At 45.9% G+C, this 21,765-nt stretch carries 23 protein-coding genes; 6 read left to right on the top strand and 17 right to left on the bottom strand.

Features of this window, described 5'->3' with window-relative positions:
* Window positions 1–79: 79 nt before the first annotated feature.
* A complete protein-coding gene (locus AZI87_RS14890) occupies window positions 80–979 on the bottom strand; it encodes a hypothetical protein (protein WP_063208747.1) in 900 nt (299 codons plus the stop codon).
* A gap of 79 nt (window positions 980–1,058) precedes the next feature.
* Window positions 1,059–3,779, bottom strand: coding sequence for a type I DNA topoisomerase (gene topA / locus AZI87_RS14885; protein ID WP_063208745.1), 2,721 nt, complete (start codon window positions 3,777–3,779; stop codon window positions 1,059–1,061).
* 179 nt (window positions 3,780–3,958) lie between these two features.
* Between topA and AZI87_RS14880 the strand changes: the two genes are divergently transcribed.
* The 3 genes from AZI87_RS14880 (at window position 3,959) to AZI87_RS14870 (ending at window position 6,416) form a co-directional block, all read left to right on the top strand.
* Window positions 3,959–4,735, top strand: coding sequence for an HAD-IIB family hydrolase (locus AZI87_RS14880; RefSeq protein WP_063208743.1), 777 nt, complete (start codon window positions 3,959–3,961; stop codon window positions 4,733–4,735).
* A gap of 140 nt (window positions 4,736–4,875) precedes the next feature.
* On the top strand, window positions 4,876–5,373 hold the full coding sequence (locus tag AZI87_RS14875) for a hypothetical protein (RefSeq protein WP_063208741.1): 498 nt from the start codon (window positions 4,876–4,878) through the stop codon (window positions 5,371–5,373).
* A gap of 11 nt (window positions 5,374–5,384) precedes the next feature.
* A complete protein-coding gene (locus AZI87_RS14870; RefSeq protein ID WP_063208739.1) occupies window positions 5,385–6,416 on the top strand; it encodes an SDR family NAD(P)-dependent oxidoreductase in 1,032 nt (343 codons plus the stop codon).
* 25 nt (window positions 6,417–6,441) lie between these two features.
* On the opposite strand, the gene AZI87_RS14865 is transcribed toward AZI87_RS14870, so the two are convergent.
* Entirely contained in the window at window positions 6,442–6,675 is a 234-nt protein-coding gene (locus AZI87_RS14865; protein WP_063208737.1) for a hypothetical protein, read from the bottom strand.
* A gap of 133 nt (window positions 6,676–6,808) precedes the next feature.
* On the opposite strand from AZI87_RS14865, the gene AZI87_RS14860 reads away from it, so the two are divergent.
* Entirely contained in the window at window positions 6,809–7,252 is a 444-nt protein-coding gene (locus AZI87_RS14860) for an LEA type 2 family protein (protein ID WP_063208735.1), read from the top strand.
* Window positions 7,253–7,256: 4 nt separating this feature from the next.
* Here AZI87_RS14860 and AZI87_RS14855 read toward each other — a convergent pair whose 3' ends face one another.
* From AZI87_RS14855 to AZI87_RS14835, 5 genes are all read right to left on the bottom strand, one after another.
* Window positions 7,257–8,597: a TldD/PmbA family protein gene (locus tag AZI87_RS14855; protein WP_063208733.1), complete on the bottom strand. Its 1,341-nt coding sequence runs from the start codon at window positions 8,595–8,597 to the stop codon at window positions 7,257–7,259.
* Window positions 8,597–9,985, bottom strand: a complete 1,389-nt coding sequence (locus AZI87_RS14850) for a TldD/PmbA family protein (RefSeq protein WP_063208731.1) — start codon at window positions 9,983–9,985, stop codon at window positions 8,597–8,599. The genes AZI87_RS14855 and AZI87_RS14850 overlap by 1 nt, the downstream gene beginning before the upstream one ends.
* Window positions 9,986–10,382: 397 nt before the next feature.
* Complete coding sequence (locus tag AZI87_RS14845; protein ID WP_063208729.1) at window positions 10,383–12,737, bottom strand: helix-hairpin-helix domain-containing protein; 2,355 nt, start codon at window positions 12,735–12,737, stop codon at window positions 10,383–10,385.
* A 50-nt stretch (window positions 12,738–12,787) separates the two neighbouring features.
* On the bottom strand, window positions 12,788–13,006 hold the full coding sequence (infA, locus tag AZI87_RS14840; RefSeq protein ID WP_061836535.1) for a translation initiation factor IF-1: 219 nt from the start codon (window positions 13,004–13,006) through the stop codon (window positions 12,788–12,790).
* Between the two features lie 62 nt (window positions 13,007–13,068).
* Window positions 13,069–13,608 carry a hypothetical protein gene (locus AZI87_RS14835; protein WP_063208727.1) on the bottom strand — a complete coding sequence of 180 codons (540 nt, stop codon included), beginning with the start codon at window positions 13,606–13,608 and terminating at the stop codon, window positions 13,069–13,071.
* Window positions 13,609–13,732: 124 nt separating this feature from the next.
* Here AZI87_RS14835 and lpxD point away from each other — a divergent pair, with 124 nt between their 5' ends.
* Together lpxD and AZI87_RS14825 are read left to right on the top strand one after the other, a co-directional pair.
* Window positions 13,733–14,782, top strand: a complete 1,050-nt coding sequence (lpxD, locus tag AZI87_RS14830; protein ID WP_063208725.1) for a UDP-3-O-(3-hydroxymyristoyl)glucosamine N-acyltransferase — start codon at window positions 13,733–13,735, stop codon at window positions 14,780–14,782.
* Between the two features lie 14 nt (window positions 14,783–14,796).
* Window positions 14,797–15,162, top strand: coding sequence for a hypothetical protein (locus AZI87_RS14825; protein ID WP_063208723.1), 366 nt, complete (start codon window positions 14,797–14,799; stop codon window positions 15,160–15,162).
* Between the two features lie 151 nt (window positions 15,163–15,313).
* On the opposite strand, the gene AZI87_RS14820 is transcribed toward AZI87_RS14825, so the two are convergent.
* From AZI87_RS14820 to rpmB, 9 genes are all read right to left on the bottom strand, one after another.
* Window positions 15,314–15,796 carry a Mut7-C RNAse domain-containing protein gene (locus AZI87_RS14820; RefSeq protein WP_063208721.1) on the bottom strand — a complete coding sequence of 161 codons (483 nt, stop codon included), beginning with the start codon at window positions 15,794–15,796 and terminating at the stop codon, window positions 15,314–15,316.
* Complete coding sequence (locus AZI87_RS14815) at window positions 15,793–16,170, bottom strand: hypothetical protein (protein ID WP_063208719.1); 378 nt, start codon at window positions 16,168–16,170, stop codon at window positions 15,793–15,795. Before AZI87_RS14815 ends, AZI87_RS14820 begins: the two co-directional genes overlap by 4 nt.
* A gap of 32 nt (window positions 16,171–16,202) precedes the next feature.
* Window positions 16,203–17,327 carry a THUMP domain-containing class I SAM-dependent RNA methyltransferase gene (locus tag AZI87_RS14810; protein WP_063209562.1) on the bottom strand — a complete coding sequence of 375 codons (1,125 nt, stop codon included), beginning with the start codon at window positions 17,325–17,327 and terminating at the stop codon, window positions 16,203–16,205.
* A gap of 229 nt (window positions 17,328–17,556) precedes the next feature.
* Window positions 17,557–19,293 carry an electron transfer flavoprotein-ubiquinone oxidoreductase gene (locus AZI87_RS14805; RefSeq protein ID WP_063208717.1) on the bottom strand — a complete coding sequence of 579 codons (1,737 nt, stop codon included), beginning with the start codon at window positions 19,291–19,293 and terminating at the stop codon, window positions 17,557–17,559.
* 102 nt (window positions 19,294–19,395) lie between these two features.
* The gene (locus AZI87_RS14800) at window positions 19,396–19,644 is read right to left on the bottom strand and encodes a hypothetical protein (protein WP_063208716.1); all 249 of its coding nucleotides are present in this window, start codon (window positions 19,642–19,644) and stop codon (window positions 19,396–19,398) included.
* A 96-nt stretch (window positions 19,645–19,740) separates the two neighbouring features.
* A complete protein-coding gene (locus AZI87_RS14795) occupies window positions 19,741–20,577 on the bottom strand; it encodes a carbon-nitrogen hydrolase family protein (protein ID WP_063208714.1) in 837 nt (278 codons plus the stop codon).
* A gap of 4 nt (window positions 20,578–20,581) precedes the next feature.
* Entirely contained in the window at window positions 20,582–20,932 is a 351-nt protein-coding gene (locus AZI87_RS14790) for a hypothetical protein (protein WP_063208712.1), read from the bottom strand.
* A 189-nt stretch (window positions 20,933–21,121) separates the two neighbouring features.
* On the bottom strand, window positions 21,122–21,382 hold the full coding sequence (locus tag AZI87_RS14785; protein WP_063208710.1) for a KOW motif domain-containing protein: 261 nt from the start codon (window positions 21,380–21,382) through the stop codon (window positions 21,122–21,124).
* Between the two features lie 14 nt (window positions 21,383–21,396).
* The gene (gene rpmB, locus AZI87_RS14780) at window positions 21,397–21,684 is read right to left on the bottom strand and encodes a 50S ribosomal protein L28 (protein ID WP_041875865.1); all 288 of its coding nucleotides are present in this window, start codon (window positions 21,682–21,684) and stop codon (window positions 21,397–21,399) included.
* Between the last annotated feature and the right edge of the window lie 81 nt (window positions 21,685–21,765).

Below are 21,765 nucleotides of genomic sequence, written 5' to 3'. Positions count from 1 at the left end.
TTTCACTAGATTATCAAAGATTTAGAAGGAGGCATGCAATTTATGAAGGACGTTATAAATTAGGACTTGTTATTTATTGTTAAGACTTTTGTCGATCTTCTTCGAAGAATGACAGTTGTGAGAGGTTCTCCACTTTTTCACCGCGAAGCCCGCCCAACTTTATTTCATGTTTCACGAAATTTCCATGCTGAGTCTCGATCAGGAAGAAAGACATCTCGGGGAATCTCGCCTTAAGTCGAGTCATCTCCTCGGCGATGAGTTGGATATTCTTGGGGTCATCATCCGACATCCCAAAGCGATGATGAGGATTGTAACCATAAGTTTCAATCGCAGTTTCCACACTCGCACGGATGGCGCGTTGTTTAAGCTCCGCAGTTCCTTCTTTGAGTTCTGCGTCTCCCAAAAGTGCCCGTGTCTCTTTGTGACTCACAGGATAAACGCTTAGGTAATTGGGCTCCAAAGGAAGAAGCTTGTTTTGCACAAAAACGCGAATCCCGTCTTTCAAAGTTTCGGGATGATGTCCGCGGGCAGTGATCACCGACAAAGGACGTTGATTGAACGTCGCATGATAGAAGCATTCCCATGACGGGCCCTTCCACTGAAAATCAGGAAAGCCTAGGGCTTCAGCCACATCCTGCACGAAGATCTGTTTTTTTCCCTGAAGCTTTTCAATATCCTCGATGTGATGGTCACGGAAATTACGGAACGTCCCGGTCATGTCACAGAAATCTAAATCATAGTCCGCATACGGACCGGATTTCCCAATAGACTGATGATACTGGGCGAAATCTCCACTGGAGATTTTCACTTCATGACGATCGGTTTTATGGAAAAGGATCAAAGGTGTGGTCAAGAAAGCAATGTTGTCGTCGAAGTCGAAGAAATAGAAACTACGACCGCCCAGATGAAAGTTTCTATCTTTCTCTGGGGAACGGTTGATCCCTAATTCTAGTTGTCCCTTACGGGAACTGTTACTCATACGAACTCCAACGCATAGACCGAATAACGTGGAGCAAATTTAGCAAAGAATCCCCCTTGGGAAAAGGGGGATGAACAAATTACTTTTTTGACTTGCGAGTGACTACTTTTTTGACACCTAAGACTTGCGCTTTTTCTTTCGCCGTCTCAGCTTGCTTTAAAGACTTTTTCGGAGCCGCTTTGGGAGCTGCGGATTTCGCCGCGCCCGCACTTTTACCCTTGGCTTTGGCCTTTCCTTTGCCCTTCGCGGGTCCACCCTTTTCGTTGATAAGAGCGACCGCTTGTTCCAAGGTCACTGTGTCCGGAGTTGTTCCCTCTGGCAGAGACACGTTCACCTTTCCGCATTTAATATATGGTCCGTAAGGTCCGTTATAAACTTGGACTGCGTCTGTAGTCTCAGGATAAACACCAAGCTCTTTTAAAGGAGCTGCTTTTCCACGACCCTTTTTCGGCTGGCTCAGCATCTCAAGAGCGCGCTCCAGCGTGATTGTGAAAATGCTTTCGCCCTTAGGAATCGAACGATAGTCACCGTCATGCACGATAAAAGGTCCGAAGCGACCTAAGCCCGCTTTGATCTCTTTGCCGGTCCCTGGGTGAGTTCCCAAAAGTTTTGGCAAAGACAAAAGATCCAAGGCCATTTGCAAATCCACTTGCTCTGGCTGTGTGTTCGGCGGAAGAGACGCCCGTTTCGGTTTGTCATCTTCAGGACTCACATCACCCAACTGAACATAAGGACCATAACGGCCGTTCAACACATAAATCGGCAAGCCTGTTTTTGGGTCTTTTCCTAAAGCATCGGCCCCATTGATTTTTTGATCAATCAGCTTTTCTGCGATCTCAGGAGTGATGTCTGCTGGAGATTCATTATCCGGCAAAGAAGCACTGACATCTTCCCCATCACGAGTCGTTGTGACGTAAGCACCGTAGCGACCGACGTGGAATTTATATCTATCCATGCCTTCCAAAGTCATCGTACGCGCTTCATCCGGATTGATTTTTTCTTCTTGAGTATCAACGAGCGCACGCAGACCTTTAGGGCCTTTATAAACCGAAGCTAGGTACTTTTCCCAATCTAAATCGCCATCCGCGATATTATCCAGGCTTTGTTCCATTTCAGAAGTAAAACCCAAATCGACGTATTCAGAAAGATAGCTGCTCAAAAGTTTTGAAACAATCATCGCCGTGAATGTCGGAACTAGAGCCGTGCCATTTTTACGAACATAACCACGATCAATAATAGTTCCGATGACAGAGGCGTACGTCGACGGACGACCGATACCTTCTTTTTCCATAGTCTGTACAAGGCTGGCCTCTGTGTAACGAGCCGGTGGCTTTGTTTCATGAGATGTCGGATCCAGCTTCGCACACTTCACGCTGTCTTTTGTTTTCAGAGCTGGCAAACGCACTTCGCGTTCTGCCAAATCTGCTTCCGGATCATCACTGCCTTCGACGTAAGCGCGAAGGAAACCGGCAAACTCAATCGTCATACCAGAAGCCCCGAACAAAGCTTCACCCACTTGAATTTTTGCACTGACTTGTTTCTGACGAGCATCCACCATTTGCGATGCAATCGTACGTTTCCAGATCAAATCATAAAGGCGGAATTGAGTGCCTGTCAGACCTGTTTCATCCGGATCCATAAACTGATTTCCAGCAGGACGAATCGCTTCATGGGCCTCTTGCGCGCCTTTGACTTTTTTCGCCGCGTAAGTGCGTGGTTGCGGTGGTAAATACTCTTTACCGTACTTGCTGCCAATAGAATCACGAGATGCCGTGATTGCTTCGTTCGACAAGAACGTAGAATCCGTACGCATATAAGTGATGAAACCTTGCTCGTAAAGTTTTTGAGCCACTTGCATGGTTTCACGCGAACTCAAACCTAATTTTCTGTTCGCCTCTTGTTGCAAAGTCGAAGTGATAAATGGCGGTGCCGGTTTTCTGAAAGTTGGTTTTTCTTCAACTTCCGTAACTGTCCAGTTCCCCGCTTTCAAATCGGCCGCAAGTTTTGCTGCTAATTTTTCATCAAGGACTAGAACATCTTTTCCGGCCGTCAACTGACCCGTAAGCCCATCGAAGTCTTTACCCGTTGCGATTCTTTGATTCTTGTACTGTTGCAGACGAGATTCAAAGTTCACACCATCTTTAGAAAGTTCAGCAAGAACTCCCCAGTAAGCGGATTTTTTAAAACGAATGCGCTCAAGTTCTCTTTCAACGATCAGGCGAACTGCCACGGACTGCACGCGACCCGCAGACAGACCGTAAGCTACTTTCTTCCACAAAAGTGGAGAAATCGTGTAACCCACCAAACGATCCAAAATACGACGCGCTTCTTGCGCACGCACCAGGTTCAAATCGATTTCGCGCGTATCCTTCAAAGCTTTCTGAATCGCGTCTTTAGTGATCTCGTGAAACACCATGCGCTTTGTTGGAACTTTGGGCTTTAAAACTTCAAGCAAGTGCCAGCTGATAGACTCCCCTTCGCGGTCTTCATCGGTCGCGAGGTAAAGCTCCGTGGCCTCTTCTAATTTGTCCTTCAAGTTCTTTACGACTTTAGTCTTGTCCTTAGGCACGCAGTAAAGAGGTTCGAAGTTCTTATCTACATTGACCCCAAGTTGGGCCCATTTTTCTTTTTTTACTTTTTCAGGAATGTCTTTCGCAGATTGTGGCAAATCACGAATATGCCCCATGCAGGACTCAACCACATAATCTTTCCCGAGGAATTTACGAATGGTCTTAGCCTTCGTTGGGGACTCCACAACGACCAGCTTGATACCATCAGATGCTTCACTTTTTTTGGCCATGCTCTAATTCCTAAGGGCTCATCCAAAGTCGAGGGATAACGACTCTTGCAGCCCGACCTATATATATAGACAAAAAATGAAGGCGATTGCTTTCAGGTGCAAGTCTAATTTTTGACAAGCCATACCAAAGGTACCTGCTTCCCTTTGTTTAAAAAAGGAACCAGGTTGATAATTTAAGCATGCAAAATGTTTCTCACTTCTCTGAACGCCTGCAGTTTCTTCTGACTGATATCGATGACACTTTGACTGACGAAGGCCTTTTAGGTCCTGAAGCTTACACAGCTTTGTGGCAACTTCACGAGGCAGGAATCCACGTGATTCCGGTAACTGGCCGCCCTGCTGGGTGGTGTGAAATGATCGCCCGCGTTTGGCCCGTCAGCGGCATTGTCGGAGAAAACGGCGGATTCTACTTCCGCTATCACGGAAAAAAAATGCATCGTCACTTTTTCTTCGATGAAAAAACTCAAAGCGAGAATCGTAAAAAACTAAACGCGCTAGAAAAAGAAATTCTGCAAAAAGTTCCGGGCTGTGATTTAGCAAGCGACCAGTTTTGTCGTTTGATGGATTTAGCCATCGACTTTTGCGAAGATGTTGCCGCTTTGCCACGGGCCGAAGTTCAAAAAATTGTGGACATCTTTCACTCCCATGGCGCTCAGGCCAAAGTCAGCTCCATTCATGTGAATGGCTGGTTTGGCGCTTACGACAAGCTGACGATGTCACTCAAATTTTTAGAAAAAGAATTTTCCGTCACGGCCGACGAGGCCAAGAAAGTTTGCGGATTCAGTGGGGATTCCCCAAACGATGAGCCCATGTTTGCCTATTTCCCGCATAGCTTTGCGGTGGCGAACATTCAAAATTTCATTGATCAGATCAAAAACAAACCTACGTATGTGTCTCAACAAAGAGGCGGCTTGGGTTTCACAGAAATTGCGAACGCGATTCTTAAACAGAAATAAATTTCTTCGGGGCATTTCGTCAAATTCGTTCACGGAGATGTGCCCCTGAAACTCCCTCAGCTCTTCCTCTCATTTTTTTAAAGTGGTTCCGCTTTTGCAACTCTTCCCAAGGAATGACGTGTATGCACAAGGAGGAACACATGCCACATCGCAGATCACCGCAGGACAACTATTCTCGACAACAAGGATCGCACGGCAGTGAAAGATATCACGGGCCTCATCGCTTGCAGAGAGAAGAAAGCCCCCGACATCGATCTCGTCCAGTATCAAACTACAGCGAGGGGAATCATGGAGCCGGCTATCGCGACGCCGACGACGAACGTGAATCACGTCGTGAACGCGACCGCAACTATGACAATGCCGATGAAAGTATGAACCGTGATTACAATCGCGGTCGTCGCCGTCATGCTCAACGAAGTGAATATCTGAACGAACCGCAAAATATTTCAGACTGGGCCCCGCAAGATCGCTACAACGAGATCTGTCAGGACCGTTTCCGCGAGTGCCATTCAGATCATCACTACCCACATATGGGGAGCAATCATCAAAAAAATTTCGAATATCACCATAACGAAAACAATACGGAAGAACGCTTTCAGGAAGACCTTCGCCGCGGCCGTCACTACAAAGAATATTAAAGGGATATGACATGAAAAAGAAATCATCCAACAAATTTGCGAAATATGTGGGTTTGGGACTTTTGGGATATCTTGCCTATGACCTCGTTAAAGGAGCTCTTCGTCGCTTTAGTTTTCAGGGAAAAGTGGTGCTGATCTCTGGAGGCTCTCGAGGCCTGGGATTTGTCTTAGCAAATCAACTTGTCGAAGAAGGTGCATCGGTGTGCCTGCTTGCGCGCGACGAAGACGAGCTTAAGAAGGCGCAAAACTTGATCCAATTCAATCACCCGAACTCTCAAGTGATTTATCAAATTTGCGACTCGACGAAGTCGGAACATGCAAAGCTTGCCGTGAGTAAATGCATAGATCACTTTAAGCGTCTGGATGTGGTCATCAACAATGCCGGCATCATTTCTGTCATGCCCTACGTCAACGCGACAGAGCAAGAGTTCCGCGATTCTCTGGATGTTCACTTCTGGGCTCCGTTCAACATCATTGAAGCGGCAAGACCTTACTTGATGAAAGACGGAGGTCGTATCGTCAATATCAGCTCTATCGGCGGTCGCATGGCCGTGCCTCACCTTGCACCTTACTGTGCAGGAAAATTTGCACTGGCGGGCTATTCTAAAACTTTACGAGCCGAACTGATGAAGGATGGCATCTATGTGACGACCGTATTCCCGGGACTTATGCGCACGGGTTCTCAAGGACATGCCGAGTTTGGCGGCCAACATGAGAATGAATTTGCATGGTTCTCTATTTCAGGCTCAATGCCGCTTCTTACCGTGAGTGCGGAGTCAGCAGCTCGGCAGATTATTCGCGCGATGAAATATGGAAAGGCGGAACTGACAATTTCGATTCCGGCCAAACTGGCGATCGGATTTCAAAATCTATTTCCAGAAATTCATGCCGACATCTTGTCTTTAGCAAACACCCTGTTACCCACGCCTACCGTGCATAACACCAAAAAGCTAGGCATGGATTCTCATTCCGCGATTTCACCATCGGCGGCGACGCGGTTGTCGGAAGATGCGGCTCGTAGAAATAATGAACAAAGGTTCTAGGGGTTCCCCTAGAACCTTCCACGATTTAAATTCGATCTTTTAACTCTTTCACATTGTCAGCATGAGAGCAGTGAGCGCAGCAATAGATCTTTCCCTGCGCTTCCAGTCCGTGCCCTATGATGCGTGTACGACAATGCTCGCAACGAGGTGCCAGTTGATTGATAGCGCACTCAAAACTATCAAACACATGTTCTTGGTCGCCGATCGTCACTCGAAAAGCCTTATCATAGACGTTGCCACAATTTTCACAAGTTCCCATCGTGAACCTCCTTCCTGCCATTCCCAAAATTTATCATGGGTCCAAATAGGTATGGAGCTGTATTTGCCCAACAGACTTTCCGCTTGCGACCAAGGGTGCGAGCGATTAAGTTTAATCTTTAAAGGAAACAAGAATGAAATTTTGGACTTTGGCTTTTATATTTCTCTCTGTGCTGACGGCCTGTTCGGGCAAAAGTCTTTTAGGGTTTGCTGAAAAACCGGAGGCGAAGCTAGAAAACGTCTATGCGAAAGATACAAATCTTTCAGGAACCACATTGGTCTTTGTCGTGAACGTGCAAAATCCCAATCGTTTTGACATCGAAGTGGAAGAAGTGGCGTACAAAGTTTTTGTGGGCGATAAACAACTCACAACCTCTAAAACAGATAAGGCGATCAAGGTTCCTGCATCGAAGGACGCCAACATCGAACTGCCATTACCTGTGAAGTATGGCGACCTGATGGGACACGTGGCTTCTATTTTAACTTCGGGTGAATTGCCGTATAAAATTGAAGGGGATGCGAAATTTTCTTTTGCGACCATCCCCTTCACTAAAGAAGGAAAAGTGGAACTTCGCTAGGCTATTAAGCGCCAGCAAAGCTTAGACTTTTGATAAGAACATCAGGACAAATACGAGAGCTGCCGGGTTTATTGTATTCATTCCCCAGCTCTTCAATATCACGTAAAAGCTCCAGCACATTTCCAGACATAACAAACTGGTCAATAGCGCCCACGAGCTTTCCGTTTTCATATAAGAAGCCTTCTGCTGGCATAGAAAAATCCCCTGTGGATTCTTTAAAGCCCGCGTGCAAGCCCCCCGAAAATTCTTTGAGGTGAACAACTTTTTCATAAGAACTTAAAAGTTCCTGCAAAGATTTTGTCCCTTTAGCCACAATCAAATTTGTCGGCGCGATCGACGATTGAGAAGCCGGGCTGCGACTTGCATGAGCGGTGTGAGGTAACGACATCTTCTTAGCGTATTCTAAATTCGTTAAGAAGTTCTTTAAGACGCCCTTTTCGAATAGAACTGTCTTTTGTGAAGAAGAGCCCTCATCGTCGAAGGGTCTGACCGCAGAACCACGAAGTTCAAATGGATCGTCCACCAGATAAAACTTTTCACTGGCAATCTTCTGACCCAATTTTCCATCGAACAAAGATTTTCCTTCATGCACTTCTTTGGCAGAAAAATAATCATTAATCATGGCTAAAATCATGGGGAACTGAGTACGGTCGATCACGACAGCATACTTTCCAGTTGTCAGCTTTTGTGCTCCCAGTCTGGATACTGCGTTATTAACACCTTCATCAACCACTTGGTCGATATTGATTTCTGAAAATTTACGAGCAAAGAATCCTTCACCACCCATTTTCGAAGACTCCCCCTCTTTTGCCAAAGGGTAAGCATAACCAGAATAATAGGTCTGTTTAAACTCTTGATCCAAACCTTCCGAGTTTAAGATGCGCTTAAAGCTCACGGAAGAATCAAAATTGGAATACGGAACGGACTGCACACGTGCATCCTTGCTTAAACATTTTTCTTCAAGCAATCGCGCGATTTCCATCTTCTTATCCATTTCGATATTTTCAGGATTAAAAAGATTCATGGATTGATGTGCGACAGGTTTTGCTAAAGGCACTTCAAAGCCTTCGCCCTTTTGCACGGTCTTCGCGTTATTCAAAGCCTCACGATAAGTTCTTACCAACGACTCTTCGGAAAGATTTTCGGTGTAAGCGTAACCTTGGTTCCCACCTAAGATCACACGGAACCCCGCCATCTGAGACTGTGTCGACTCAAAGGCATCCAACTTCTTTTTTTGGTAACCAATGCTAAGACTCTCACCACCCGACAAAAGCATTTCAACTTTGGCGCCGTCTTGACGAGCTTGCTGAGCGATTTTTTCGAAATTAGATTTAATAGCATCCATTATTTCGCTCTCCCCCCAACCATCAGGCTGGAAACAAGAATTTGTGGTTGTCCTACGGCAGCAGGGATAGATCCACTGACCGAGCCGCACATACCGCGAGCCAATTTCAAATCATCAGAAACTTTGGTGATTTTTCCAAGTGTGTCGATTCCGCGACCGATCAAGCAAGCGCCTTTCACGGCTTCTTCAATACGACCGTTGCGAATGATGTACGCTTCGCCGACTTGGAAGTTATAGTCACCTGTACCTGGGTTGACTGAGCCACCGCCCATTTTCTTTGCGTACAATCCGTAATCCACGTCACGAATCATATCTTCGAATTTGTCTTTTCCGGCGGCGATGTAGGTGTTTCTCATACGAGATGCTGGAGCATACTTGTAGGATTGACGACGACCACTGCCGGTCGCTTCGTAACCTGTTTGACGAGAACCCATTTCATCGACGATATAGGATTTCAAAACACCGTTTTCGATAAGAGTCGTCTTCTTAGTTTTATTTCCTTCGTCATCAAGGTTCAAAGAACCCCAACCGTTTTCAATCGTTCCATCATCGATCGCCGTCACACTTTCGTGAGCGATTTTTTGTCCGAGCTTACCGCAGAAGACCGAAGCATCTTTAGCGACGCTGGTAGTTTCTAATCCATGTCCACAAGCCTCGTGGAAGATCACGCCACCAAAAGCGTTATCAATCACCACCGGCATTTCACCCGCCGGAGCATAATCAGCTTTTGTCAGCATCATGGCACGATCGACCGCCATTTCGGCCAAAGACTTAAGGTCGATTTGATCGTAGATTTCAGAAGTTCCCATGTGACCTTCGTCTTCAGAGGCACTTTCTTTCACACCGTTATGCTCAACAAAACTTTCCATACGAATGCGGCTGTAAGCACGCTCATCATAAGCCATCAAACCGCGAGAGTTGGCGATTTGCACTTTCTGAAATTTTTCATTCAAACCCGCTTCGACTTGAGTGACCGCCGAATTGCGCGCGCGTGAGTATTGATCCACTGAATTCAACCAGTGAAGTTTTTTAGCGCGATCCATCTCCCAAGGCTTTTCACCGTAAGTATGGATGGAATCAAATGGCACTTGCATCAAAGGCATGGATTTTTTGGCATCCCCTTGACCACGGCTTTTCGCCGCATTCAGAGCGGCCTTCACCAAGCCGTCTTCAGATAGATCGTTGGTGGTTACGTAAACAATTTCATGCCCGAAAAACAAACGAATGCCCGCTCCGTAAAGCTGGCCCACGATAGCTTGTTCTGGTTTTGAATTTAAAATGGAAAGTTGAGAAGAATAAGTGTCCTCGAGAAAAATATCCGCGAAGTCAGCACCGGTGCTTAAAGCCGCATCCAGAGCCTTAGTAAGGATATGAGGTTGAACGATCATAGGACCTCCTTGATCTGACAAGGATAGCCCGAAAGAAAGCCCTCACTAAAGAGAATTCGAATAAGCCGCAACGGAAACGAAGGCCGGTATCACTAATTGATACTTCAAACAAAGGTGTCAGCGTGTCAAAGGTCGAGCCGAAAGCTCCCTGGCACCTTTTGGAAAAGAAAAAGCCCGCACCTTAAGGAAAGCGGGCTTAAATCTTTCAAATCTCAAAAATCTTACTTACGGATTTTTGCTTTGATCATGCGTTTTTTAGTCGCAATTCTTTTTTTCTTATGACGGATGCCTTTTCTAGATTTGCCTTTTACTGCCATGTTAATTCTCCTTTAAATTTTTTCGGGAAAGCTGCTTCAGCCTACGCGCCCGAAGGCGCTTCGGCACTGCGACCTGCCGATCATTTTTTATTCGTTGGAACGTTCATCAATGCTGCAAATGGGTTGTTGAACGGATTTGCAGGTTTTGGTGGAGGACCGGAAGGACGTTGATCACGGCCACCGCCCTGAGGACGGCCGCCACCAGCCGGTCTTGGACCGCCGGCGCGTTGATCAGGACGTCTTTCACCACGAGGCGCTGAAGCCTCTGGAGCGTCATCCATCTTCATTGTCAAAGAGATCTGGTTTTTCACCTGGTCTACTTTAAGAACTTTAACAGTCACATGATCGCCTGGATTCACGACTTTACGAGGATCATCCACGAACTTGTGAGAAAGCGCAGAAATATGCACCAAACCATCTTGGTGAACACCGATATCCACAAACGCACCGAAATTCGTTACGTTCGTCACGATACCTGGGCAGATCATGCCTTCCTGAAGGTCTTTCACTTCCATGATGTCGTCACGGAATTGGAAAACCTTGAACGGATCACGAGGATCACGACCTGGTTTTTCAAGCTCTTTCACGATGTCATCAAAAGTAAACTCACCGACTAGCTGAGCCCATTTTGTTCTTTGCGCAAGCAACTTCTTAGCACCTTCACCGATGATTTCGCTCAAAGAAACACCAAGATCTTTCGCCATGTCCGTCACCGCTTGGTAACGCTCTGGATGGATACCTGTTGAATCCAAAACTTGTTTTCCAGAAGGAATTCTTAGGAAACCCGCTGCTTGTTCGAAAACTTTTGCAGAGAATTTTGGTACTTTCAAAAGCTCAGAACGGTCTGTGAAAAGAGTTTTCTTACGAGCCTCAACGATGCCTTTTGCCAACGCCGGACCGATGCCCGCAACGTGAGACAATAAAGCCGCCGATGCTGTATTCACGTCAACGCCCACAGCATTCACGCAAGACTCAACCACGGCTTCCAATGATTTTTTCAATTGGGATTGGCTGACGTCGTGTTGGTATTGCCCGACACCGATAGACTTAGGATCTACCTTCACAAGCTCCGCCAAAGGATCTTGCAAACGACGCGCGATCGAGATCGCACCTTTCACTGTCACATCCAGATCCGGGAACTCTTCACGAGCGGCTTCTGAAGCTGAGTACACAGAGGCACCCGATTCAGAAACCATCACCACTGGAATGTTCTTACCAAGATCTTTTAGAACTTTTCTTAGGAAAGATTCTGTCTCGCGACCCGCAGTACCGTTACCGACAGCAATCGCTTCGATTTGAATTTGTTTTAACACGTCACCGAAAAGAGCTTTCGCTTTTCTGTCGGCATCGTCACCCAAAGTGTAAAGAACTGTGTGAGAAATGAAAGCGCCAGATTTATCAATCAAAGCTACCTTACAACCCGTTCTTAAACCCGGGTCGACACCCAATACACATTTTGGTCCATAAGGAGAAGCCAACAAAAGCTTACGTACGTTTTCAGCGAAAACGTTGATAGCGTCTGTGTCCGCTTTTTCTTTAAGAACACGGTGAACTTCATTCACAACTGATGGAAGAACGTAAACGTTCAATGCCAAACGAGCGCACTGTTTTAAGTAGTCGCCGATAGCATTGTCCGGAGTCGACGTTGCGAATTTTTCGTAAGACTTCAAGATGTCTTCGTCATCGCCTTTCACATCAACCGAAAGCTCTTCTTCTTGCCAGCCACGTCTCATCGCCAAGTAGCGGTGATTGTTTTTCGCATCCATCAAGTTTTTAACGGGCTCTTCAAATTCTTTGTACATGTCGTACTTAGAGTTTGGTTTAAAGCCCTTAGCCGCTTTAGAAACGATACGGCCTTTTTCGTTGTAGTTTTTCGCAACCATCGCACGAAGATCCGCATCATTGGCGATTTTTTCGACGATGATGTCTTGAGCGCCTTTAAGCGCTTCTTCGTATGTTTGGATTTTTGCAGCCGGGTTGAGGAAGTTCTTTGCCTTCATTTCCATTGTTTGATCGTCTTTGATCAAACCGTGGCCCATTTCCCAGATCCAGTTTGCCAAAGGTTCCAAGCCAGCTTCGCGGGCAATAGTCGCTTTGGTTTTTTTCTTTTTCTTGAATGGTTTGTAAATCTCTTCAAGTTCGCCCAAATCCCAAGAAAGCTCGATGCGCTTTTGGATTTCAGCGGTAAGGTTGTTTTGTTCTCCGATTTCTTTAATCAAGAACGCCTTACGCTTGACGATTTCGTTGTAAGTTTCGTGACCTTCGATGACTGCGCGAATTTGAACTTCGTCCAAGTTGCCAGTTTTCTCTTTACGGTAACGAGCGATGAAAGGGACAGTAGCGCCCTCTGCCGCAAGCTCAATAACAGCCTGTGCTGATTTTGCGGGAACAGTTGGGACAATACGAGCCAAATAACTCTGAAGAGCCTGATCCATAGAACCTCTAGATTTAATTGGGAATTTAAGGTTGAGTTAAATTAAATCAATTATTTGTGACGGAACATGATCAGACCATGTGTTGGATCGTAAGGAGAAACTCCCACGCTAACACGGTCACCGACCACGACACGAATGTTAAAACGTCTCATTTTTCCGCAAAGTTTTGCGTTAATGATCGCTTTGTTATCAAGTTCAATTTTGTAAAGGCCACCCGCAAGGGCGTCGATTACTTTTCCGTCAATTTGTACTAAATCGTCTTTTGCCATGCAGATAAATTAGTAGGTCAGAAAGGGGCTGCTTGCAATACCTTTTTTAGAAGAGCTCTCCCTTAAGAGAGCTTTCTGTTGCTGATCAGCATTCGCTTTCCGTCCTCGAAAAGCACCTCTAAACGGTCATATTCATTCGATAGAACATATCCCCAGCCAAAGATCTTATGTTGCAGCGGAGTTTTAGCTTCAAACTGCCCAGAAATGCTGTAGGCAGGGGCTTTGACGGCTTTGTATTTCTCATGAAGTTCATGCCACTTCACTTGATCTTCAGACAGCCCGCTTTTATCAATCTTAGCTTTTTTCTCTTTTTTAGGAGCTTTTTCAGCGACTTCAACAACGGGTTCTGCTTTCGCCTTTTTCTCTGCCTTTTCCGCTTTCACTGGAGCTTCAACGGGAGCTGATTTTTTTTCCGGCTTTTCAGCCTTCGCTTCCTTTGCTGGCTTAGCGGGTTTTGCCGCCACTGGTTTCGCAGCCGGTTTAGCTGCCGCCTTCGCCGCAGGTTTTGCCGCCGCTTTTTGTTGCGGTTTTGCTACTGGTTTTGCTGCTGCCTTTTTTGCTTTTGCCGCAGGTGCTTCCTTTTTCGCAGCCTTTTTCGCCATCTCAGTTCCTCTCTAAAATTAAAGGTGAGAAAGAATCAAAAGTGTTTAATTAGCTGGTTTATACTATCACCCAGTGACTTGACATCAAAAAAATAATTGTTAAGTGTTAGCGCGAGGCATCACTATGATTACAGCTGAAGTTATCAAAGATCTAAATTCTTCCGATCTCTCTTTCGTTTCTGGTTCGCTGCAAGCAGTGGCTCAGAAGGTTCTTCCACCCGAAAAAGCAGACGCACAAAGTTTGATTTTCGTATCGAAGAAAGAGCAACTTGATTCCGCTTTGCAAGCACAAGCTCCCATCATCGTGGCGCACAAAGCTTTGCAACTTCCTGCGGACTCTAAGACCACCTTCTTCCAAGCCGCGAACGTGCAATTGGCGATGGCAGCCATCCTTCCCCTTTTTGACGGAAAGATGAATCGCTTCAACCAAGAAACAAAAATCCACCCGACCGCCTTCGTTCACCCGACGGCTCACTTGGGAAAAAACGTGGGAGTCGGCCCCTTTGCAGTGATCGGTGAACATGTTAAAATCGGCGACGGCTGCACTATTGGCGCCCACACTGTTGTTGAATACTACGCCGAAATTGGCGACCACACGATCTTGCATCCACAAGTTTTCGTCGGAGCTTCCTGCACCCTAGGTTCTTATTGCGAAATTCATCCTCACACGACAATCGGCGCTGACGGATTTTCTTTTGCGATGACCAAAGAAGGTACTCACAAAAAAATCCCGCAAATCGGCCGCGTGGTTATTGGAAATCACGTCGAAATCGGAGCCAACTGCGCAATTGACCGCGCGGCTTTGACTGAAACGCGTATCGGCAATGGGACGAAAATGGATAACTTCTGTCACGTCGCCCACAACGTTATCATCGGTGATAACTGTGTGATGGCCGCAGGTTTTAAGGTGGCAGGCTCTAGCACCGTCGGAAATAACTGCATGATCGGCGGAGACGCCGCGATCTCAGATCACGTCAATGTTGGCGACAAAGTGATTCTTGCTGGACGCTCTGGCGTCACGAACGATGTCACAAAGCCGGGTGCTTACGGAGGTTACCCTCTAGAGCCGTTGCGTGATTCTCTTAAGACCTTGGCAAACAAGGCGCACCTAACTCGAATCAGAAAAGACCTGTCCCGCGTGATGAAACACCTGGGCCTCAACGAAGAAGAATAAAAGGAGACGCATCAATGTCCTATCAGTTTTATAAAGTCCTTCACATGCTGGGCTTCATGATCATGTTTTTTGGTTTCGGAGGACTTCTCATTCCGGCTTTCGCAAAACTCACTTTGACGAAAGGCGCGCGCATCATGGCTTATGCTACTCATGGTGTGGGTCTTCTTTTGGTTCTTGTCAGCGGTTTTGGTATGGCAGCTCGCTTGGGAATGGTTCAAGGTTTGCCAACGTGGGTGCAAGCTAAGATCGGTATCTGGTTAGTTTTGGGCGTGGCTATTTCTTTGGTGAAAAGAAAAGGTTACTTCGGTTGGCCTATCGCGATCCTTCTTTGGATCTTGGGTGGCTCTGCCGCTTACATCGCGATCAACAAACCGTTCTAATTTTAAAATTTAGAAAAATAATAAAAAAGGCCCTGGGATTCCGGGGCCTTTTTTATTTCTAATCAGATCAGCCCCGTCTGTGGTACTTAACCTTTTGAACTACTTAAGTTGTCGGACATGAACTTGTGGCCGTTTGATTCAAAGACAACCATCACTCGTCAAACTTACAAGCCTTGCGAACTTCTTCCACTTTGTTTTGCATTTTACTGAAATGGGAACCTTCCCAATAAACTTTCTGGCAGTGAGGGCACCAGAAGAAGCTTTGATAAATAGAAAAGGTTTTTGCATCGACTTTATCTTTTACTTTGTCGCGATCAATTTCTTCGATCGGCGTATTGCACTTAAAACAACGAGACAAAGCATTTTCATCGGGCATGATTCGGTAGTGCTTAAGAACTTCAACAAGCTGATCTTCGGGCTCTTCGCTTTGAACAAGGTATCCCAAGTTTTCAGGCATGCGGGCAAAAAAAAGGCGGTCCTTTGTTAAAAGAATCCGCTTTTGATGATAGGCAATTTTTAAGAGTTCATCGTCGGAAAGAGCTTTGAAACTCGCGGCATCAAAGCCCATCATGCGCAACCAGCGCACCAAACCCAATAAATTTTCGTCGACTAAAAATGTGTGTTTTTCATTCATGGTTTCAAATCGCAGCGGACACTGTGTGTGCCCTGTGCGATACGAACCCAGCTTACTTCTTTTCCCGAAAGCTCAGAAGAACTTTCCAGTTTATCGACCATGAGATTTTGCAGAATCACGACGCTGTCTTTTGTCTTTAGATCGTCTTCAATTAGAATTTGATATTGAATCTTTTTAGCGTCGTCGCCGAACTGAATTTGCGCAAAACGACCCAAACTGTCTTCAATGACAAGGGTCATAAGTGCGACTGTCTGCTCCTTAACAAGCTTGTCGTTTTCCGTGTAACGGCATTGAACGTTTTTATAGGAAAGAACAGGCATTGCGGCTTGCGCGATGCCTGGAAATGCTAAAAGAAAAAGGACAAGCGATTTCATAAGGACTCTTTCGCGAGTGGCGCTCACGCGCCTTAGAACATGCTATATTTTAGGAAACGACATTCGATATTGCCGTTAAATACAAAGTGCTTCTTCGTCGATTTCAATTTCAAATCAGCGATCAACTCTTTGTTTCCAGAAAGAATCCACGCGTCCCAACCTTTGAAACGATGTTTAAGCGTAAAACTTAAATCACGATAGACGTCACGAAGATTGTCTTCATCACCGATACGCGCACCGTACGGAGGATTCACAATGATCAAACCTTTTTCAACTGGTGGCTCAACCGTCGCTACCGATTCTTTTTTGAACTCAATCACTTGATCAACGCCCGCACGTTTTGCATTATCTTTGGCATTTTTAATCACGCGATTGTCGATGTCGAAACCATAGAATTTGAAATCAAGTTCTTCTTTTTCCGCATCCATCGCCTCTTGAACAACTTGCTCCCAAAGGCCTTTGTCGTAGTTCAACCAGTTTTGGAAACCGAAGCGAGTGCGATTCAAACCCGGAGCGATATTCAAAGCCATCATTGCGGCTTCAATCAAGAAAGTTCCAGATCCACACATGAAGTCCACGATCGGAGATTTTTGATCCCATTCAGAAACTTTGATCAGGCCTGCTGCCAAGTTTTCTTTCAAAGGAGCATCGCCCACTTCTTTACGGTAGCCACGCTTAAACAAGCTATCACCCGAAGTGTCGATCGCAACGTTGAATTGATTTTTAATAGCGCGAACGTGAATTCTTAAAGATGGATTTTCATTATCAACGTCAGGACGTACACCAAACTTTTCACGGAATTGGTCGACGATAGCGTCTTTCACTTTCATCGCAACAAAACGTTGATCACGCATTTTTGAATCAGACACACTCGCGTCGATAGAGATCGTTTGCGTTGGCTTGATATACTTCGTGAAATCATGGCGAAGAATTTGATTGTAAAGCTCTTCCGGCTGATAAGCCGTGAAATCCAAAACCGGTTTTAAGATACGGCTTGCAAGACGAGATTGAAGATTCGCTTTATAGCAGCCTTCCCAATTGCTTTCGAAGAAAACGCCACCGATGTATTTTCCGGTAACTTGAAGACCGAGGTCTTTTAATTCTTGTTCAAGAGGTTCTACAAGGCCACGAGCTGTGGAGGCAAAAAACTGAGGCATAAACGGTTCCTTTCCGTTGGTTAAAGAAGCCTGATCCCTCGCCAAGCTTCCCATCTAAAAATACCGCTATATTTGGAAGGCACTCGATGACTGCCGAGTACTAGGGACTATCCCAGAGGCAAACGCCGAGTTCCACAGCAGTAGCCCCGAAGGGGCACGTCCGCGAGGACTGTCCGAGGCCCTTGCCTCTGGGATAGTCCCTAGTACTCGGCGGTCATCGAAGGCCGCACTATGTTTCGCGATATTGTGGTCCACCGCCCCCTTCAGGAACGGTCCACTCGATGTTTTCGAATGGGCACTTAATATCACAAGTCTTACAGTGAATACAGTTGGTATAATTGATTTGTAAGTCCTTCTTACCTGCTTCAACTGTAGACGGTACCATTTCGTATACAGAGGCTGGGCAGAAATGATTACACGGTGATTTGTACTGAGGCTCACATACCGAACGACAGATATCCCCATCCTTAAGGATCAAGTGATTAGGAGAATCCTCGTCGTGCATAGTGCCCGTCAAATACACACTAGAAAGCTTATCAAAGAAAAGCTCTCCGTCAGGCTTAGGCAGCTTATTATCCTCATGATCTAGACCATAAGGACCCCAAACGTCGACGACCTTTTCAGTCGTATCGGCGTCGATATGATCGATTTTCATGAAATCATGAAGACCGCGACCACCCGAGATCTCTTGCAATGCCAAAAGCGGCATAGATGCAAACATTCCTTTGCTTAAAGTTTGGTGGAAGTTACGAACGCGGTAAAGATCGTCTTTCACATAAGAAGACTCAATACGCTTTTCATAACCTTGGGTAACAGCTTCAGAGAAATCCGCACCCTTCGCCAAACCTTCCATAATGGTGTCAGCGGCTTGCATACCCGACTTCATCGCCAAGTGGATGCCTTTGAGCTTTTGTACATCGACCATGCTTGCAGAGTCTCCGCAAACCATGAATCCATCGCCGTAAAGCTTCGGCATAGAATACCAACCACCGGCTGGCAAAGTCTTACCACCGTAAGCGACCACTTTACCGCCCTTGAGCATGCTTTGCAGGAACGGATGAGTTTTAAGTTTTTGCAGTTCACGATGTGGATCCAATAGAGGATCTTCAGAATCCAGGTAAGCTACAAGACCTACGATGATCTTGTCCCCTGGAAGAGTATAAATGAAAGTTCCACCGATAGACTTAGAAAGAGGGAACCCCAAAGTGTGAATCACTTGGCCCGCTTCCACTGTACCCGCTGGCATTTGGATCACTTCCTTAACGCCCTCTTCGTACACATCTGGATTTTTACCGGCGCGAAGGTTCAATTTCTTTTCCACTTGTTTGAACAAAGATCCACGAGTTCCTTCTGCGAAGATCGTGACTTTGGACTTCAAGATCAAACCTGGTTCGAAGTTCGCTTTAGGTTTGCCATTTTTATCACGGCCTTTATCACCCGTACGAACACCGACGATTTTATTTCCTTCATAAAGAGCTTCCACCGCAGCGAAACCTGGGAAGATGTTGATGCCCTTCTCTTCACACTTCGTTGCCAACCAGCGGTTGAACTTGCTTAAAGAGATGATGTAGTTGCCTTCATTATGGAATGGAGGCGGAGTGATCGGAAGTTTGAAAGAGAAATCAGAACCTAGATAATAAACAGCATCCTTCTTAACTTCGGAATCGATAGGGCAACCTTCGTCTTTGAAGTTAGGAATAAGTTCACTCAAAGCTCTTGGATTTAAAACGGCGCCGGAAAAACTGTGCGCACCAATCTCAGAAGCCTTTTCCAAAACCACGATCATTTGATCAGGAATTTGTTCGCCTTGTTTGCGACCCGCGAAAATGTCTTCGTTGTGTTTTTGAATTTGATTTTGCAAGTGAAGCGCGCAAGAAAGTCCCGCAGCTCCGCCGCCGACGATCAAAACGTCAACGTCCATAGTCTCGCGAGTTACGCCTTCTGGTAGTTCAGTATAGATTGACATAGGTACTCCAAAATATTCTCAAAACAAAAATTCTAATGCTGCTTCAGCTTCGGGCCGAGGCCCTGCGCTCTGCCGGCTCTTCAGCTCTGCGGCCATCCGGCCCTACTCCTCAGTAGCTTCTTCTTTTACTTCAGCTTGAGGAGCTAGCTTACGCACAGGGGTTGTTAGCTGACTTTGGACTTTGAGGTCTTCTTCGTCACGGCCGCCAGGATAAATGCGTTTTTTGGCCTTCTGAGCGAGTTCAGCTTCACGGGCTTCGTCGTACTGAGGCTCTGCCGATGCTTCTTGAGCAAGGGCTTTAAAGCCCACTAAAGACGATAGCAGAAATAAAACTAAGAAAACTCGGATCATAATCCAGCTCCCTGTTAGCGCTTTGAGCGCATATTAAAAGCTAATTGAGAAAATTGTCATTGAAATAGTGCAGGATTTCTAGACTTTAGGCAACCCTTAGCCCACCGGCAAGCGACGATGGAACTTCATCGGGATTTGCGCGCGCACTTTGTCGATGCGATCTTTTGTGAACTTCGCAACCGCGATGCCTGGCGCCCGCTTTTCAATTTGTCCCACAACGGTTCCCCAAGGATCAATCAACAAAGAATGCCCGTAAGTTTCGCGAGTGCCACCATGAGAACTTGTGTGCGTACCACCCTGTGCCGCGGCGACGACATAAGACTGATTCTCAATCGCTCTTGCTCGCAGCAGGATTTCCCAATGGGCCTCTCCCGTTTTAACAAGAAAAGCTGCGGGCAATAAAATCACATCCACTTCCTTGCGAGCATACTGAGAAAATAGCTCGGCAAATCGCACATCATAACAAATCGCTTCGCCAATTTTCCACCCATCAATGTCCAAGATATTCGGGCGTTGACCATGACGAAAAACATCGGATTCCCGAATAGGTTTTTGTCCTTCGAGTTGGATGTCGAAAAGATGTAGCTTTTGATAAGTGGGTCGAACTTCTCCAAGTGGAGTGATCAGCATGGAAGAATTATACAAATGCCCCTCTACAAAAAGAGGCACCGAACCCAGGTGCAAAAACGTATTATATTTTTTTGCGGCCTCAGAAAGTGACTTGAAGGCCGAGTGATCCAAGGCGAAACCTTCGATTTTTTCGCCCTCTTTCAGTCGCAAATACAGGCAATTTTCAGGAAAGCAGACCAGACGAGGTTGAGATTGTCGGAAGGTTTCTTCAAGAAGAGCTTCCATCTGCATAAGGTTGGCGTCGACATCGTCAATCGATGTCATTTGCACTGCTGCGACCACCAACTCAGAGGAAGAACTCATTTTTTTACTCCGCAGAATCTATAAGAACATTGGAAGTGCGTGCTTCTTTAACTTCACGGCAATTCCACTTTGCTTCTTCTAGATTTTTGCGAACATTCGATACGAATTCAACGCAAGAGTTTGGATTGAGGCCAGAGCCAATGGTTTCATCCACACCTTGTTTCGTGTAAATCGCGCGGCATTTTGAGTCTGCGCCCATTTCAACACGCAAGGTACGAACGGTCTTATTGTTCTTGCACAACACCAAAGAGTCGCCAAGATCCGCGGCTGCTAACGACGCGAAAAAAAACACCGTCGTCGTCGCCGAGAACAGTGCTACTTTGCTTTTTAGTGCTGAGATTTGGTCCCTGTTCAAGCTGCTCTCCTCTATTTCAAAGTTCAGTTGAAATACAAACTTCTAAACCCAACTTTGATTTTACGCAGCTATATAGGAGACTAAAACGAAGAGATCGCTGTAAGGACCAAATTTAGACTTTGTCTTAGGAAAACTTTGCCGCCAGGCAAAGCCAGGGTGCTGTCAGGACGACAGCACCTTCAGAGATGACTAAGCTGATTTAGACTTAGTAGCTTTTTTAGAAGTCTTTTTCTCTTTAGTAGCAGCTTCTACCAACTTCACATTTGAGTAGTCGATGAAGCCTTCTTTTTTCAAAAGACCGTCTTTTTTGTCATAGTGTGTTTGTACTTTCACACCTTGAACTTGGATTTTCATGTTTTTAACGTCAACAGCCATTACTGAACCCTTCTTACCTTTGTCAGATCCAGTGATAACTTGTACAGTTGCGCCTTTTTTGATTTTCAATTTCATCTGCGGCCTCTTAATTACTTCTTAGTAGAGATTTTCTTTTTGATTCTCAATTTAACAGCCATAGCTCTTTTAGAAAGCTTAGCGTCGTCAGAATTAAGAATAAAGTTGTCGAAACCGCCCATGTGCTCCATGTCACGGATCGCGCTAGTTGCGATTTGCAATCTCACCATTTGGTTCAAAACACGGCTAAAGATGCGTTTTTTTTGAACATTTGGTTGAGCTGTTGATTTAGTTTTAATGTTGGAGTGAGACACCAAGTTTTTTACAACAGGGCCTTTTCCAGTAATTTCACATTTGCTCATACGAAGCTCCTCTAATACAGTCTGGCTACAAGTCTGGGTCAACGCCATCCTTCAAATTAAATAGGGGCGCCGCAAACAAGA

The sequence above is a fragment of the Bdellovibrio bacteriovorus genome, from assembly GCF_001592745.1.
GTDB lineage: Bacteria > Bdellovibrionota > Bdellovibrionia > Bdellovibrionales > Bdellovibrionaceae > Bdellovibrio > Bdellovibrio bacteriovorus_B.
Note: the sequence above shows the minus strand (reverse complement) of the source record. Positions and strands in the feature narration are given on the sequence as shown.